Source organism: Gemmatimonadota bacterium (assembly GCA_026705765.1).
GTDB lineage: Bacteria > Latescibacterota > UBA2968 > UBA2968 > UBA2968 > VXRD01.
The window spans coordinates 1-14,804 of sequence record JAPPAB010000055.1; the positions used below are offsets into that span (position 1 = coordinate 1).

Sequence of the window (14,804 nt, forward strand, 5' to 3'; positions counted from 1 at the left end):
CCGGCAAATACGAACTTCAAGTACAAATGAAAGACCTCATCTCTGGACGCACCGGACTCTACCGGCAAGAACTCCAGATCAGAGATTATCAAATCCCAGAGCTTCAAGTCAGCGAAATTCAACTGGCTTCGAACATCGCGGAAGCAGGCGCAGCAAAATTCCAAAAAGAAGACGTGTGGATCATCCCCATACCCACGCGCAGTTATGCTATAAAGCAAAATGTCTATGCCTACTTTGAAATCTACAATCTGACCAAAGACACCTTTGGACAAACCCGTTACAAAACCGAATACCGCATTCGCTCCAGTGCCATGCCCGCCGTTGGCGTATTTGGCGCAGTGGCCACGGGGTTGCGAACCATCTTTAGAACCACCAAACCCCAGGTGGCCATCACCAACGAACTCACAGGACGGGATGCCGACGAGCGCGAATACGTCGAAATCGTACTCAACAAAGTCAGACCCGGTGTCAACGCACTCGAAATCGTCGTAACCGACCTGGTCAGTGGCAAGAGCGTCGAACGCGAAGTGCGCTTCCGGTATGGAAATTAAAACACGCTCTTATGCGCATCATCGCTGGGGAATTTAAGGGCCGCCGCATCCCCTTTAACAACAAAAAGTACGGCAATGCCCGCGTCACATCCGACTTTGTCAAAAAAGCCGTATTCTCTTCCCTCGGCGAAATCCTCCACGGCAAATATTTCCTCGACCTCTTCTCCTGCTCTGGGCAAATCGGCCTCGAAGCCTGTAGCCGAGGCGCGCGGGTGATCATCAACGAACCCGACCGTCGCTGCAACCGCTTCATCGTACAGCTCATAGACAATTGGCAACTCAACGACCGCATCCAGCTTTACGCGCGTCCCGCACAAAAACTCTTGCCCCAACTCGCGCATGCAAAAGCCCTATTCGACATCATCTACCTCGATCCCCCCTACCACCAACAATTAGACGGACAACCCATGTCCTGTGCCATACTCACCCGCCTCGCAACAACGCCGATACTCGCGCCCAATGCCCGCATTCTCGTCCAACACGCCTCTCGTACAACGCTACCCAAATCCTTTCCCAATCTCACCATCTCTCGACAAAAAAAATACGGCGACACAACCTTGAGCACATACACCCTTACTTTCTGACTTGCTACCCATCGCCAAAATCACTATGTTATGACACGAAAAAGCCATTATACCTGAAGGAGGAATCAATGGACAAACTCAGTTCCGCCGTCGATTTTAGACCGCGCAGCCGTCAGCTTTACATGGGCGACATGCCCTGGCTCCCGCGCATTACAGATAAAGCCCGCGCCAAATTGCGAGGCTGCATCGGTGACTACGTCTATCCGTGACCCGCTGACAGAAAGTTCCTGGAGGAACTCGGAGTTGAAGCTGAAGAATTTACGAACATCGTCGCATCCAGCCCGACCGATGCCGAAGTCATCGAAAAAGTAAAACCCATCTGGGACAAGTCACATTCTAAGTAACAACAAAAAAGCCGCCACATAATGTGGCGGCTTTTTTTCGTTATAAAGGCCTCAAACTGTCACGACCCCAACCTTTCTCCTCCATTTCGGAGAGCCACTGGTTTTCCACCCACCGGTTTGCCAAATCCCTGTGTAAAAATCAGAAAATCGCTGAACCCCACCACACCATTGCCATCCAGATCGTATTTTGCGTCAAAACCCGCATCACCCTCCGACAGACCAAATTTGCCGGTAAAGAGCAAAAAATCCGTAAACCCGACCGCACCATCCCCATCAAAATCCAGATTTGCAACACTCACACCTGTTCCCGATATCAGTTTCACCTCTACGCTCTCGCCATCCTGACAGATAAACGCCACAACCGTCTGATCTTCGCTCTCCTCTACAATCTCTGCCAGATCATATGACTGGTCCAGACGCCATTTTCCGCGCATCGTCACCTCTACCTTCCGAGGCTCACTCGGCTGATTGACAATCAACGAACCATCTTGCCGATGCGGCGTCTGAATCTTCCAGTCCCACCCAAAATCCGGATCAGCAACCGAAAGCAATACCCCATCACCCACTTCGCGAGCCATCACCAAACTCGGCAAAGACACACCCTCAACCGGACCACCTATTGGCCTTGCATCCTTATCGAACAGCGCATAACCCGTCGCCTTCATCCCCTGATGATGCACAATATGTGCATCACCATCTCGCTGCCACACATCGTATTCCGGCGCATTGGCAAACGCACGCACCCTATCCGGCGACCTCTGAACCAACACGGCATATTCATAGGACTTACCCTGAGGCATAGGACCGTGATCCAGATACGCCAACTCAAAAGCCCCCACACCCCCAGCATCTTCAAAATCCCCGGGTGCTTGCACCTGGCGCTGCACCTGCAGACCCTCACCATCTGGAATCACATAGCCATTACCCCGTGAATCCATCAGCCACGCTCGCTGCCCCTTTATCCCCTCAAACATATATGGAATCCCCCGCACACGCTCCCCATTCACCCCCGTAGAACGATCCTCAGAAATAGACACCTGAAACAACGGCGTCACCGTCGCATGACCACCATCATTATTCTCTATACCCGAACCCAGGCAAATTAGCACATCATCAAAACAAAACACCGTCTTAACCGCCCGAAAACTCGTATTGAATCTCGTATCGTGCAATCTCAATGCAAACACACCATTTTGTCCCTCCAAATTCACCCCACCCACAAAAGTCTCATCCGAAAAATTGCGGTCACGCCCCTCGTGTTTGAGTTGCTCATGACTCAGGCGAATCACCGTCGTACCCGGCCACATACTCCAATCCCATCCATCCCGAACAATCCCACTCGCCTCACGCGTGACCGGATCGCCACTGGCGTAAATCAGCATCGAACCATAGCTCAAATAACGACCGAGTTGATTTTCCCCACCGGCTGACGACTCGTAATCCCACACGTACTTGCTCCACCCCTTCATACTCACCATCCAGTCCCCGCGTCGATGAATGGACAACGCACCATAAGGCAATGTCCAGTGCCCAGAAGGTGCAGCGATCGGCGGGTATCCCGCACTTGCAAAATCCATCATCATCTGCATCGCACCTGGCGTGTGCAAATACATAATCCGCGAAGCTACCTGTTCAAACAAACCTTCTATCAACAACTGCGATTGAGGTCTCCAAAGCTGCATAAACGTACCAGCCAATTCTGCATCCACCGAAGGATAACTCAAAGCCACATACATATACGCCGGCAAAAGACCATCCGTTACCGTTGTATTGAGCGGAAAGCGCCCGTTAATGGCCGTTGAAATATCATACGCATTCGCCATAATCCTGGACGTCAACAGCGCCTGCTTCAAATTATCGCGCTTATCATCCCCAACTGAAAAAGGCGTATCGTGCAACAAATACACCAGCACAGAAGCCACATGAAAGGCGTTTGGCGCATACGCATTGGCGTAAATACCCCGATGGTGAAAACCCACAAAATCCGGCTTAATCGTATCCAACCACCCCGGCGCAATATCCAGCGCATTATTCAGCCATACAACATAGCGGCGCATATTCGCCACCTTCTCGGGCGAATCGTCCATCATCAAAATGCACAACAACCGATACATCGCCACCGAACGCAAAAAATCCGCATTCGTGCCCGGATCCCAGTTCTCTTCATACAACTCGCCAAACATGCTATACCATTTCAAACTCGCCAATTCCCGTTCCAGTCGATTCGTATCACCCAAAATATCCCGCATCAAATACACCGCGTGGGCATAGCTCGCAATCCGCAAAAACTCGTGATGCATCGCCCCAACACCACTGCCATCTGCCCACCCCTGATCGTGTAAATAATCGAAAACATCTATCACCCGATCACGTGCCTCCACATTCCCATTCAACCGATAATCCAGCACCAGACGCAACAAGACATTCTGAAAAACACTCTGAAAATAGGGCCTGTAGGATGACCGAGCCGCAAACAGGGGTTTACCCAGAATGAGGTCATCCTCGCGTCGAATCTCGTAATTTGCGAGATTGCTATGCCCACGCCTTATATAGGCTGTAAGTTCATTGAGCCGAATCCTCACAGGCTCCCGCTCATCATCCTTCACCCCATTGCCCAGAACCCATGCCTCATATCGTCGGGCAATCTTATCAAAAGCCCGTCTCTCATCATCGGTAATCTGCGAAGGAAGCGGACCCGGCAATCTATTCAGACTCCATCGATATTCGCGGGTTTTATCGCCACTTGTATTTATACCTCCATTCACAAATGGAACCTGTGCATCGGGAGATCGCCTGGAGTCAATTCTTTCTACCAACTCCATCAAATCCAGATACACAGCCCCGCTATTCGGTGCCCTAATTTCAAACGCCGTCACCCGTCCATTTCTCGGACCCGTATAAGAATTATTCCGCGCATCATCCCGCAAATGGATCCACATCGCCCGCCAGCCCGTAAAATTCAAGCCAAACTCAAACTGGTAGCGCGGATTATTTGCCGCCAGTTCGGATTCCGTACCAAACCCAAACGTCAGCACCTCATCGAGTGCCTCCTCGTTGTACACCCACGCCCGAAAACCGTTCAGCGTCCGATTGCGTTGTGTTACTGGATCCGTGAACACAAGCCGGCCATTGTTCTGCCATGCCCACTTCAGAGATTGCGTTCCTCCCTTGTAACGCCTCGCCGAAAGCGAAACCTCACTGCCTGCATCTGCCCGATAGGCTGCCGACAGCGTCGTTTCCTCAAAACTGTAGTGCCACGGTGTATTCTGTGCCATCGCCGCGTCAACCATCCCAAGTACACCCCCTGCAAAAATAATTATCCATCTCCGCAAATTCATCACAAGCCCTTTGAATTTTCATTTAAGCGCGGAACAACTCGCCCATGCGCCTGCCCAAAAATCGCCCGGCTAAAAACAAACTCACAATCAACAACACCATACCAAAAACACCCATCGCACTGGCCAGATACGCGCCATCTGCAATGCGCCCCATAAGCGCGTAAATCGCTTTTGTGATGGGATAGTACTCATCCTTGAGTGCCAAAATCAAACTATCGCTCACCTCGAGCATTGCAAACGCAAAACACAAAATACCGCCAGCCACCAGATTGGCTAAAATCAGCGGAAATGTAATTTGAAAAAGTGTGCGCAACCGGGAAGCCCCCAAATTCTGAGCCGCCTCTTCCAGCGTCACACTCGTCTGCTGAAAACCCGCATACGCCGCGCGCACCATATAGGGCAACCGCCGCACCGCATAGGCAATAACCAGCAGTGGCACGGGATAGTGCCGCGCATCCAAAAAAGTGCCCGAATATCCCGCCAGATACCCAAAAGCCAGCACCAGGCCGGGCAGAGCTAAAGGCAACATCGCCATCGCATCTAAAACGCCCTTATACGGGATGCGGGTGCGCGTCAACAAATAGGCAATGGCAATACCCAGAACAATATCCAGCGTCGTACTCAACACACTCAACATCAGACTCATCTCAATACTGGACAGAGACATCGGGTGTTCAAAAACCATCGTATAAAATCGCCCGGTCGTCTCCTGGGGCAACACAGCCATAAACCAGCGCTCGGCAATAGACGTCAAAAACACACTCATATGCGGAATCAGAGCAATACCCGTAAGCGACAGCATCGCGGCGTAAATCAACACCGTCATCCCGCGAGAAGCCGGGCGCGACCCCGAACTGATATACCCTCGCGCAATCATCTCATAGCGGCGATTGCCCAGCATCGCCTTTGACAGATAAAAGAAAAAGACCGTCAAAAGCAACACAAAGACAACCAGCGCGTAAGCCATCGGATTTTCGTTAATATCCTCAATAGAATTAAAAATCTCGACCGCCACAACCTGGCGATAATTAAAAATAAGCGGCGTTCCCAAATCGGTAAACGCCCAGATAAAAACAATAATCGCCCCGGCAAAATAGCCCGGCAACATCAGCGGAAATGTCACCGTGCGAAAAAGACGAAACCCGCTACTGCCCATATTGCGCGCCGCCTCTTCCAGGCTCGGATCGACATTGGCAAGAGCAGCGGCCACATTGAGATACATAATGGGATAGAGATGCAGCACCTCTAAAATCACCACCCCCACAAAACCACCGCCGCCAAACCAATCTACCGGCTGATCGATAAGCCCCAAATCCAAAAGTAGCAAATTGATCGAACCAAAACGCGCAAACATCTGCTTCATGCCAATAGCCCCTACAAACGGGGGCAAAACCATAGGCACCAGAATCAGACCATTGAGAAACCCCTTACCCGCAAAATTGTATCGCACCAGCAAAAATGCCAGAGGCAAACTGAGCAACGTAGTCGCAATAGTCGTAATCATCCCCAGCCGAAAACTATTGAGGATAGCTTCCTGATAGACCGGACTCGTCACCATTAACTCGTAAAACGCAAACGTAAACCTGCCATCGACCACCAGCGACTGCACAAAGGCATACCACAGGGGATAAAACAAAAACAACGCAAAAAAGCCGATCAACCCCACCAAAAAAATGAGCGTGGGCAAATTGAGATCAAACCGCCTCATCGCGCTCCTCCCCTTCATCGCGCAAGACAACCACCTCCTGCTTCGAAAACCCCAGTCGCACCTCATCGCCGGGTTGTGCGTACTGCATAGTTGCGCCGTATGCAATCAGTCTGATCTGATCGCCGCTCGCCAATTCAACAAAAAATTGCTCGACTTCCCCCAGATAAATCGCACGCCGCACGCGCCCAAAAATGACATTATCCGCCGTCCCAGATTCATCTGAAAGAAAATCCATTGCCTCGGGCCGAATCGCGCACAACACCTGATCCCCCGCCTGAACACCCTCATACCCCGCCTGGCCGCGAATATCCCCCACATCTGTTGTAGCGACCACCTCGGATTCCACAGATTTTATTTCCCCAGAAATCAAATTAATCTCGCCAATAAAATCCGCGACAAAGCGCGTGATCGGTCGTCTATAAACATCCCGCGGAGTGCCGACTTGCGCCACCTTCCCCATCTGCATAACCGCAATGCGCGCACCCATAGCCAGTGCTTCTTTTTGATCGTGTGTCACATAAATCATCGTAACACCCAAAGAGCGCTGCAAATCCTGTAACTGCTCGCGCATCTCCAACCGCAATCGCGCATCCAGATTGGAAAGCGGCTCATCCAGCAGCACAACACCTGGTTCTATGACCAGTGCCCGCGCCAGTGCCACGCGCTGTTGTTGCCCTCCCGAAAGCTGATTGGGTGACCGCTCGGCATAACCGCTCATCTGAACCATTTCCAGGGCGCGCCTCACTTTTTGGTCGCGCTCCTGCTGCGACATATTGCGCATGGTGAGGCCGTATTCCACATTCTTCCAAACCGTCATATGAGGCCACAAGGCATAATTCTGAAACACCATACCCGTATTGCGCTCGTGCGCAGGCACAGCAGTCACATCGCGCGCGTCAAAAAGCACCCGACCCGTCTCGGGCTGCTCAAAACCCGCCAAAATGCGCAACAACGTGGTTTTGCCACAACCAGAGGGGCCCAGCAAAAAAAAGAACTCCCCCGCGTCAATTTCCAGATTGATGCGATCCAATGCCAGAACATTGTCAAAGCGCTTGGTCACATTTTCCAGCTTAATCCCGAACATATCTCACCCTCTTTAGCCACTGCGCAAACGCCACAAATAAGCCACCACACAGCAGGCAATACCCATAGGGAAAAACAAAGTAATCGCATTGGTGATGCGCACAGACAAAGGCATATCGCGAGCACCGTATTTGTCGCGCGCAAAATCCGTCCAATCAGCCATCGTGCGATTGCGCACCTCGGCATCTGCCCATGATTGCTCCAACTCCAGTGCTTCGGCCTCTGAAATGGGTACAGATGACAGCACCTTGCGTTCTTTTTCTGACACCCCATCCACCATCGCGTCCTTCCAGGCAGCTTGCAATGCCCGCTGTGAGTCAATGACCATCACGCCGATCAAATCGTTCAACACGCGCCAGCGCCCGCTACCCAATTCAGCATCGTATATCAAATCAGAACGCCATTCAAAGGGATTTAACGTCACCGCAGCATCACTTTGATAGCGCGTGTACAGATCCGGCAATACGGTAAATCGATTCAACTGCTTATTGACAGGACCGCCCAGCGCACCCTTTTTTAAAAACCAGAGCTTCTGCCCTGCATCGGACATCACAAACTCCAAAAACGCCTGTGCCACCTCCAGATTTGGCGCACCCTTTAATATGGCAATGCCATCGGGATTGACAATGGTCAAATTGTCGGGCATCACAAAGCCCACGTATTCATCGCCCACTTCTGCGACCTGTGCCCATGCATAAAAGTCGATGGACAAACCGTAAGCCACTTCGCCCACAGCGACTTCCTTTGGAGCATAAGAGCCACCCTGCCCAAAATTTCGCACATTGGCCCCCATTGTAGTAATCACTTCCCATCCCCTTTCCCAGCCATAAGCCTGCAAAATCAATTCATAAGCCATGTGAACGCTGCCACTCTTGCGCGGATCGCCCGAACCGACCCACGAAAACAACTCCGGCGCGCCCAAATCTGCCCAGGTTTGGGGAATGGGCAAATTCAAAATGTCAAGTACGCGCCGATTGTACACAATGCCAAAACCCGACAGCGTTGCACCATACCATTGATAGGCAGAATCGTAAAGCGGAACCCCCCCAATCTGCGCGGGCAATCGATTGAGCGCGGCATCGGACAACCGATAGGGCTGACACAGCCCGCGCTCAGACAAATCCACATAAGGCGCAGTGCCTCCGCCAAAAAAGATATCGATGCCAATGCCCTCGGGCGACCGCCCAAATTCCGATTTGATATAACGCAAAATCGAACTCGTCCCCCCCCCGATATCGAGCCATTCTACCCGCACATCTCGCCCTGTGGTCTTTTGATAAAAAGCCACAAAAGCCGACTCAAACTCGTTTTGAATCTCATCTGAATGTGGCGACATCAGCACCAATTGATCGGCATTGCATGGAAAAACCAGCAACCCGATAAGAGCAAAATGAAAAATGGCATAGTAAGATTTCATAACCGTTGACCCCGTATGTTTAGGGTAAAAAGTATATAGTATGTGCCTTCTGGTGTGTCAACGTCTTTTTAAATAAAAAAAGCACTCTAAATATAGAGTGCTTTGCTTGCAGACTTATTCCCGCTCGCCCTTAAAATCTGTTTCCTCTGGCGATGGGATAAACAGTTAATCAGACGTTTCAATCCGCCCAATTCGATTCCCCTCTGAATCGATGATCCAGACAACACCTCTGGAATCAACACGCAAGTTTTTGACCTCAACATCATCATCGGAAATCTCATAGAGCGTAAACGTTGTATCTTGCAAACTAAAACTGGTCAGCCATCCCGACGATTGTCCACCGATCCACACGCGATCATTCGAATCGACCTGCAAAGCATGTGGAGATTCCATCTTTTCGGGAAACCGGAAATAACGCGTTTGCCTGGTGATAGAATCAAACATGCCCAGCCTCGTCGAATCCGTATCCGTAAACCACATCTTCCCCACTGAATCCAATCCCATTTGCCCAATAGCAAAACCACTATCTGGAAGCGAATAGGTGGTAATCTCTTCAGTATCGGGATCGAGCATACCCAACTGACTTTGTTCGTGATTGACGAACCAGACCCGCCCGCCATCATCTATCTGAAGCGAACCAAGCGCGACATCTTGTTCACCAACTGAAAATTCTTCTATCGTCTCGGTGACGGGATCCAGTCGGGCAATGCGGTCGGCTCCACTCTCGATAAACCAGAGCTTCCATTGATCGTCAAATTGCAAACTCACTGGCCGACTGCCCGGAGTCGGAACTGTGAACTCCTGAATTTCATCGGAGAAGGGATCCAGGAGTCCAATGCGGTTGGCGGCAATTTCTGAAAACCAGACGTGTCCCTGGCTGTCGAGGGCAATACTGTGTGGTTGCGCACCCGGCGTGTTCAAAGAAAATCGGCGAATCATATCTGTGCGCGGCTCTAATCGGCCAATCGCATTGGCCCCCATCTCTGTAAACCATATATACCCTCGCGGGTCAATTGCCAGATCATTTGGCCGGCTATTCGCCGTCAAAAGCTCAAAAAATTTGATCTCAGCAGAAGCTTCTTGCGCCTCGACTTCCTCGGTGACGGGTTCAGAAGTATCTTCCTGATTGTACGCACTGGCAAAAATGATAAGATCTTTGAAATTAACCACGCCATCCGGGTGCAAATCATACTTCGCATCATTTGTACCAAAGGCTTCGGTCAGAGCCAAAAGATCTTGCAGATCAACGACGCCATTATCGTCAAAATCAATATCGACATCTGATTGCGCATATCCCGAAAGGGGAAAAAGCACGACCAGCATCATATAGAAAACGTTTCGATACATTGAGCCTCCACAACAGTACCGATAATGGCTCCCCGTACCATGTGTACTGTCGGAATATGGCTTGATGCGATGTGGTGGCTCTCGGTGTACACATAACCCGTGCTTATAGAGAACCCACAAAAAATAAATACTCTTCCAAAAAATATATCTATGATAATACGCACCATTTGTCAAGCATTTTCTACAATTTCAAGTGGTACAAACGCCTTATTATACAAGATATAGACACTTTTACATCTCTCTCAGCATATCGATCGTCGCCGTTTTAATCATATCTTCACACGCCGCACCTATCATTAATGTTCCATAATACTTAAAAGCTTGATCGACTTCATATCCACCAACGGGATAGGCATCGGCAGTCGGAACATACCCAACACACCCATTGGTATATCCCAGGGCGATCGTTCTATCAAAAGGAGAAGCATCATCTAAAAACAACTGGTAATCGACAAACATCTCCCCCGGATACCCCACTACTGCCAAATTGCCAATATGTATGGTCTGAATCTCAAACGACTCTGTTGGACTTCCGCCTCTTCTCGCAGCCTGCACATAATCCTTTGCCCACCCGACCATCCCCTCGTATTGTTGTCGGCGTCGATAGGGCGTTATACTTTTGTCCTCTCGCACGCGTTGCAAATTCGCTGTGGCATCTGCAAGTGCCTGCTCTGCTTCATCGATATCGGGTATCATAAGAGGCAATTCGACAACCCGATTATTCACCGCCAGCACATCGCCCTCCAGTCTCTCGGCATACAACGCAGCCGTCACGGTTGCTGCGCCCAGGCGCGTACCCAACAACTCGCACCCCTCAAACTTCCCGTCCTTAGGAGAACAGTTGATATCTCCACAACAACCCTGCAAAAACAGAGGCATTGCCAGATTATCCCGCACAAACTGCGCGGCATATCCCGGAAACTCTGCACTGATCGATAACAAATTCAAATTCACGGGATGCGCCGCAGTCGCAAATACAACAGCCACAGGCACATCGCTTGCTGTATCCACGCGCACCACATCGACCCAGGGAGCTTCGGGGCCTTTGGGATGATGCCCCAGCACAATGCGCCCATCGCGCATCTCTCTGCGGTTATGGGCAATACGCACGGGTGCTCGTCCCTGCGAAAGCCATGCGGGTATCGCCCCTTCTGACGCCATTTTAATTGCGCCAACGACCTTGCGACACAGCACATCTTCATAAGCTGCATCGCGGTCGCCCATACACCGGAAAGCCATCACAGAGGGTCCCGAATGGGAATGAGATCCATTGAGCAAAATATGTCCCCCTGGAATCCCGACGGAATGCTCAACCATCTCCCGAATCCGAGTGACCAGATCCGGTGCAAAACTGATCACATCGGCCCCTACAATTGCGACCTGCGTCTTACCGTCATCCAGCACCAGCGCCCTGGCGTACAACTCGTCGTGTATCGCCTCAGATGGCCCTCCGCGCGCGGCAAACCCACACATCGAAACGCCCACCGGCGGCGTAATATTCACCTCTGAAATCCCCGCTTTTATCATGTTATATCCCTTTCACACGCCTAAAATTTCCCTGTCCTCGACTCGTACTTGGTCGGCTTGCCCAGCGTGCGTCCATCACTCATAACCCAGTGTGCAACCCACGAGACAATTTCTTCAACGGGAACCCACGGCGATCCCATCTCCTCAAACAGCACCCCTGCATCGCCCAACAATGCCGTCTCGCGCTCTTCGCCTTCAAACACGGGATCAATATCCAAATACTCGCCCAATTGCAAAGCCAAATCGCGCACCGACAACACATCCCTACCCGTCATATTCACCACCCGTGCAGGACATGCACAAAGCGGAAACATCTGCGCCAAATACGCATTCGCATCGCCCTGCCATATCTGATTGACATGGCCCATAGACAGATCAATAGGCGTCTCGGATTTTATCTTCTCAGCAATATCCAGAATAATGCCATAGCGCAACTCCGTCGCGTAAAACAAACGCACAATTGCCAGAGGCGTTTGATTCTCTTTGCAATAAAACTCGGCAAGCCGTTCACCGCCCAGCCGGGACATGGCGTATTCGCCAATCGGATTGACAGCAGCATCCTCCTGAGCACCCGAACCCGTCACCGAAGCAAACTCGTAAACATTGCCAGAAGATACATAAACAATGCGCGAATCAGGAAATTGTTGCATGACTTTTGCGGGCAATACCGCATTCATCGCCCAGGTCAACGGCTCATTGCCCGTAGCTCCAAACTTATGCCCGGCCATCAAATAGAGATACGGCACGCGAGGCAACTGCGCCAGCCCCTCATCGTCCATCAAATCGCACTTAATCGTCGCAATACCTCGCGCCTCCAGATCATCGCGATCCAGCGGATTGGAAAACCGCGACACGCCAATCACCTCATCTGCGCCAGCGCGCAGTAGCAACTCTGCCAAAGTCGGTCCCATCTTTCCCGCGATACCCAAAATCATCACGGGACCATCTAACTTTGACACAGCCTCGACCACCTCGGGTGAAGGGGTCGTCATCTGATCGATCAACTCCTCTTCTGTTTTAATTGCCATCGTCGTTCTCTCCATTCTATTCTCTTGACTTCTATCCCATCAAATAATAGGTTTGGGTCACAACCATAACAAACCTCAAACCACAACAGATTTATGACCTTTATCAAACAAATCTACGACCTGCTCGAAGGTCGCCGTCTCCTTATGGCATGCTGCATCGCCTGTGGGTTTATCTTTGCAGCGGCCAATCTCATCCCACCATTGCTCATCCGCAGACTCATCCAGTGGCTCACCGAAGCAAAACCCGTAGGAGACCTCATAGAAGTCAGCCTCTTACTCCTTGGGATTTACCTGCTTCGCGGCGTTTCCCGTTATGGTTATGGCTTCTTTTCTCACGTCACCGCCTATCGCGTGATGCACGCGCTTATGACGCGCGTGTACAAGCACCTGCAAAACCTGTCCCACAGCTTTTTCAATCGCCAGCGCACCGGCAATCTCATGGCCCGCTCCATCAACGACATCGAAGCCATCGAAGACTTTATTGCACACGGCATACCCGAAACCGCGCTCGCCACGGTTATCCCCATATCCATGGTCGCCGTACTCTTTTACCTCAATCCAGAACTCGCCCTCATCGCCATATTGCCCATTCCGCCCACGGCATTTCTCGTATATCGCTATGTATCCAAAGTGCGCGCCATGTGGCATGCGGTGCGCGAACGGCTCGCTGAACTCGCCGCCCTCGTACAGGATAACATGTCGGGCATTGCCGTCATCAAATCATTTGCCCGCGAACGGGAATGCGCCCGCAAGGTAACCCACCGCAGCGCCACCTTTCACGACCGCCTGATCAAAGCCAATACAGTTTCGCTTCTGCCCGCTGGCATCATCGAAGCCACGGGTGGACTGGGCATTGTACTCGTTATCTGGAGCGGTGGCAACATGGCCCTCAGCGGCAGCATCTCGGTAGCTGATCTATTTGTCTTCATCGTCTATATGGGCCACATCTACCAGCCTTTTTTGCAACTGGCATCTTTTAACGACGTATTGCAAAAAGCCGCCGCCAGCACAGACCGCGTTTTTCAACTCCTCGCCATCCGTCCGGAAATTACCGACGCGCCTGATGTCACCGTGCCCAAAACCATCACATGGGATGTTCATATTGACGCACTCACCTTCGGCTATGATCCCAACACACCCGTCTTGCACGACATCGACCTGTACATTGGCGAAGGAGATATCCTCGCACTCGTCGGGCCCACGGGAGCCGGCAAATCAACCCTTGCCAACCTCTTGCCCCGATTTTATGACCCCCAACAGGGCGCGATTCGCATTGGCGGACATGACCTGCGCGACCTACCCCTCTCTTTTGTGCGCCAAAACATCGCCTCAGTCCTTCAAGACGTCTTCTTATTTCACGGCACAGTATATGAAAATCTGATCTTCGGTCATCCAGATGCGACCGAGCGCACGGTAAAAGAAGCCGCACAAGCAGCCAATGCCCACGCCTTCATCCGCGACCTGCCCAAAGGATATGACACCGTGATTGGAGAACGCGGCGTGCGCTTATCTGGCGGCGAAAAACAACGCCTCTCCATAGCCCGAGCACTGCTTAAGGACGCCCCCATTCTCATCCTTGATGAAGCCACATCCTCTGTTGACGTCGAAACCGAGACACTGATTCAAGAAGCCCTTTATCGCCTCACGCAAAACCGCACCACCCTCGTCATTGCCCATCGCCTCTCCACTGTGCGCCGGTCGCCCACCATTGCTGTAATCAACGAAGGCCGCGTAGTCGAAACGGGCAACCACCGTTCCCTCATCAACCGCGATGGACTCTATGCGCGCATGGTACGGGCGCAAGACCTCACGCGCAATGGAGAAATGCTATCGCGAGTTGCGACCCGCGAGTCGCAGGTCGCGGATTGACGCTACCT

Annotated in this window: 11 protein-coding genes; 4 read left to right on the forward strand and 7 right to left on the reverse strand. The window is 51.5% G+C overall.

The genetic code is table 11. The features are described 5' to 3' along the window. The 3 genes from OXH16_07120 to OXH16_07130 form a co-directional block, all read left to right on the forward strand. Nucleotides 1-551, forward strand: a 551-nt coding sequence (locus tag OXH16_07120) for a hypothetical protein (GenBank protein ID MCY3681150.1), incomplete at its 5' end; no start/stop codon positions are given. A gap of 11 nt (nucleotides 552-562) precedes the next feature. Next, complete coding sequence (gene rsmD, locus OXH16_07125; GenBank protein ID MCY3681151.1) at nucleotides 563-1,135, forward strand: 16S rRNA (guanine(966)-N(2))-methyltransferase RsmD; 573 nt, start codon at nucleotides 563-565, stop codon at nucleotides 1,133-1,135. A gap of 68 nt (nucleotides 1,136-1,203) precedes the next feature. After that, complete coding sequence (locus OXH16_07130) at nucleotides 1,204-1,344, forward strand: DUF5069 domain-containing protein (GenBank protein ID MCY3681152.1); 141 nt, start codon at nucleotides 1,204-1,206, stop codon at nucleotides 1,342-1,344. A gap of 194 nt (nucleotides 1,345-1,538) precedes the next feature. Here the strand turns inward: OXH16_07130 and OXH16_07135 are convergent, their stop codons facing one another. From OXH16_07135 to OXH16_07165, 7 genes are all read right to left on the reverse strand, one after another. Then, nucleotides 1,539-4,754 (reverse strand): chondroitinase family polysaccharide lyase, encoded by a 3,216-nt coding sequence (locus OXH16_07135; protein MCY3681153.1) that lies wholly within the window; start codon nucleotides 4,752-4,754, stop codon nucleotides 1,539-1,541. Nucleotides 4,755-4,839: 85 nt separating this feature from the next. Then, nucleotides 4,840-6,525: an iron ABC transporter permease gene (locus tag OXH16_07140; protein MCY3681154.1), complete on the reverse strand. Its 1,686-nt coding sequence runs from the start codon at nucleotides 6,523-6,525 to the stop codon at nucleotides 4,840-4,842. After that, nucleotides 6,512-7,609, reverse strand: coding sequence for an ABC transporter ATP-binding protein (locus tag OXH16_07145; GenBank protein ID MCY3681155.1), 1,098 nt, complete (start codon nucleotides 7,607-7,609; stop codon nucleotides 6,512-6,514). The genes OXH16_07140 and OXH16_07145 overlap by 14 nt, the downstream gene beginning before the upstream one ends. Before the next feature lie 12 nt (nucleotides 7,610-7,621). Further along, a complete protein-coding gene (locus tag OXH16_07150; GenBank protein ID MCY3681156.1) occupies nucleotides 7,622-9,025 on the reverse strand; it encodes an ABC transporter substrate-binding protein in 1,404 nt (467 codons plus the stop codon). Nucleotides 9,026-9,190: 165 nt separating this feature from the next. Further along, nucleotides 9,191-10,372, reverse strand: coding sequence for a hypothetical protein (locus tag OXH16_07155; protein MCY3681157.1), 1,182 nt, complete (start codon nucleotides 10,370-10,372; stop codon nucleotides 9,191-9,193). A gap of 231 nt (nucleotides 10,373-10,603) precedes the next feature. Continuing rightward, nucleotides 10,604-11,899: a neutral/alkaline non-lysosomal ceramidase N-terminal domain-containing protein gene (locus OXH16_07160; GenBank protein MCY3681158.1), complete on the reverse strand. Its 1,296-nt coding sequence runs from the start codon at nucleotides 11,897-11,899 to the stop codon at nucleotides 10,604-10,606. A 20-nt stretch (nucleotides 11,900-11,919) separates the two neighbouring features. Continuing rightward, complete coding sequence (locus OXH16_07165) at nucleotides 11,920-12,927, reverse strand: NAD(P)-dependent oxidoreductase (GenBank protein MCY3681159.1); 1,008 nt, start codon at nucleotides 12,925-12,927, stop codon at nucleotides 11,920-11,922. A gap of 93 nt (nucleotides 12,928-13,020) precedes the next feature. Between OXH16_07165 and OXH16_07170 the strand changes: the two genes are divergently transcribed. Continuing rightward, nucleotides 13,021-14,796 carry an ABC transporter ATP-binding protein gene (locus tag OXH16_07170; GenBank protein ID MCY3681160.1) on the forward strand — a complete coding sequence of 592 codons (1,776 nt, stop codon included), beginning with the start codon at nucleotides 13,021-13,023 and terminating at the stop codon, nucleotides 14,794-14,796. The last annotated feature ends 8 nt before the right edge of the window (nucleotides 14,797-14,804 follow it).

Bases quoted from the DNA above. Each gene is read 5' to 3' on its own strand.
- rsmD (MCY3681151.1), top strand. From the start codon at position 563: ATGCGCATCATCGCTGGGGAATTTAAGGGCCGCCGCATCCCCTTTAAC.
- OXH16_07130 (MCY3681152.1), top strand. From the start codon at position 1,204: ATGGACAAACTCAGTTCCGCCGTCGATTTTAGACCGCGCAGCCGTCAG.
- OXH16_07135 (MCY3681153.1), bottom strand. From the start codon at position 4,754: ATGGCACAGAATACACCGTGGCACTACAGTTTTGAGGAAACGACGCTG.
- OXH16_07140 (MCY3681154.1), bottom strand. From the start codon at position 6,525: ATGAGGCGGTTTGATCTCAATTTGCCCACGCTCATTTTTTTGGTGGGG.
- OXH16_07145 (MCY3681155.1), bottom strand. From the start codon at position 7,609: ATGTTCGGGATTAAGCTGGAAAATGTGACCAAGCGCTTTGACAATGTT.
- OXH16_07150 (MCY3681156.1), bottom strand. From the start codon at position 9,025: ATGAAATCTTACTATGCCATTTTTCATTTTGCTCTTATCGGGTTGCTG.
- OXH16_07155 (MCY3681157.1), bottom strand. From the start codon at position 10,372: ATGTATCGAAACGTTTTCTATATGATGCTGGTCGTGCTTTTTCCCCTT.
- OXH16_07160 (MCY3681158.1), bottom strand. From the start codon at position 11,899: ATGATAAAAGCGGGGATTTCAGAGGTGAATATTACGCCGCCGGTGGGC.
- OXH16_07165 (MCY3681159.1), bottom strand. From the start codon at position 12,927: ATGGCAATTAAAACAGAAGAGGAGTTGATCGATCAGATGACGACCCCT.
- OXH16_07170 (MCY3681160.1), top strand. From the start codon at position 13,021: ATGACCTTTATCAAACAAATCTACGACCTGCTCGAAGGTCGCCGTCTC.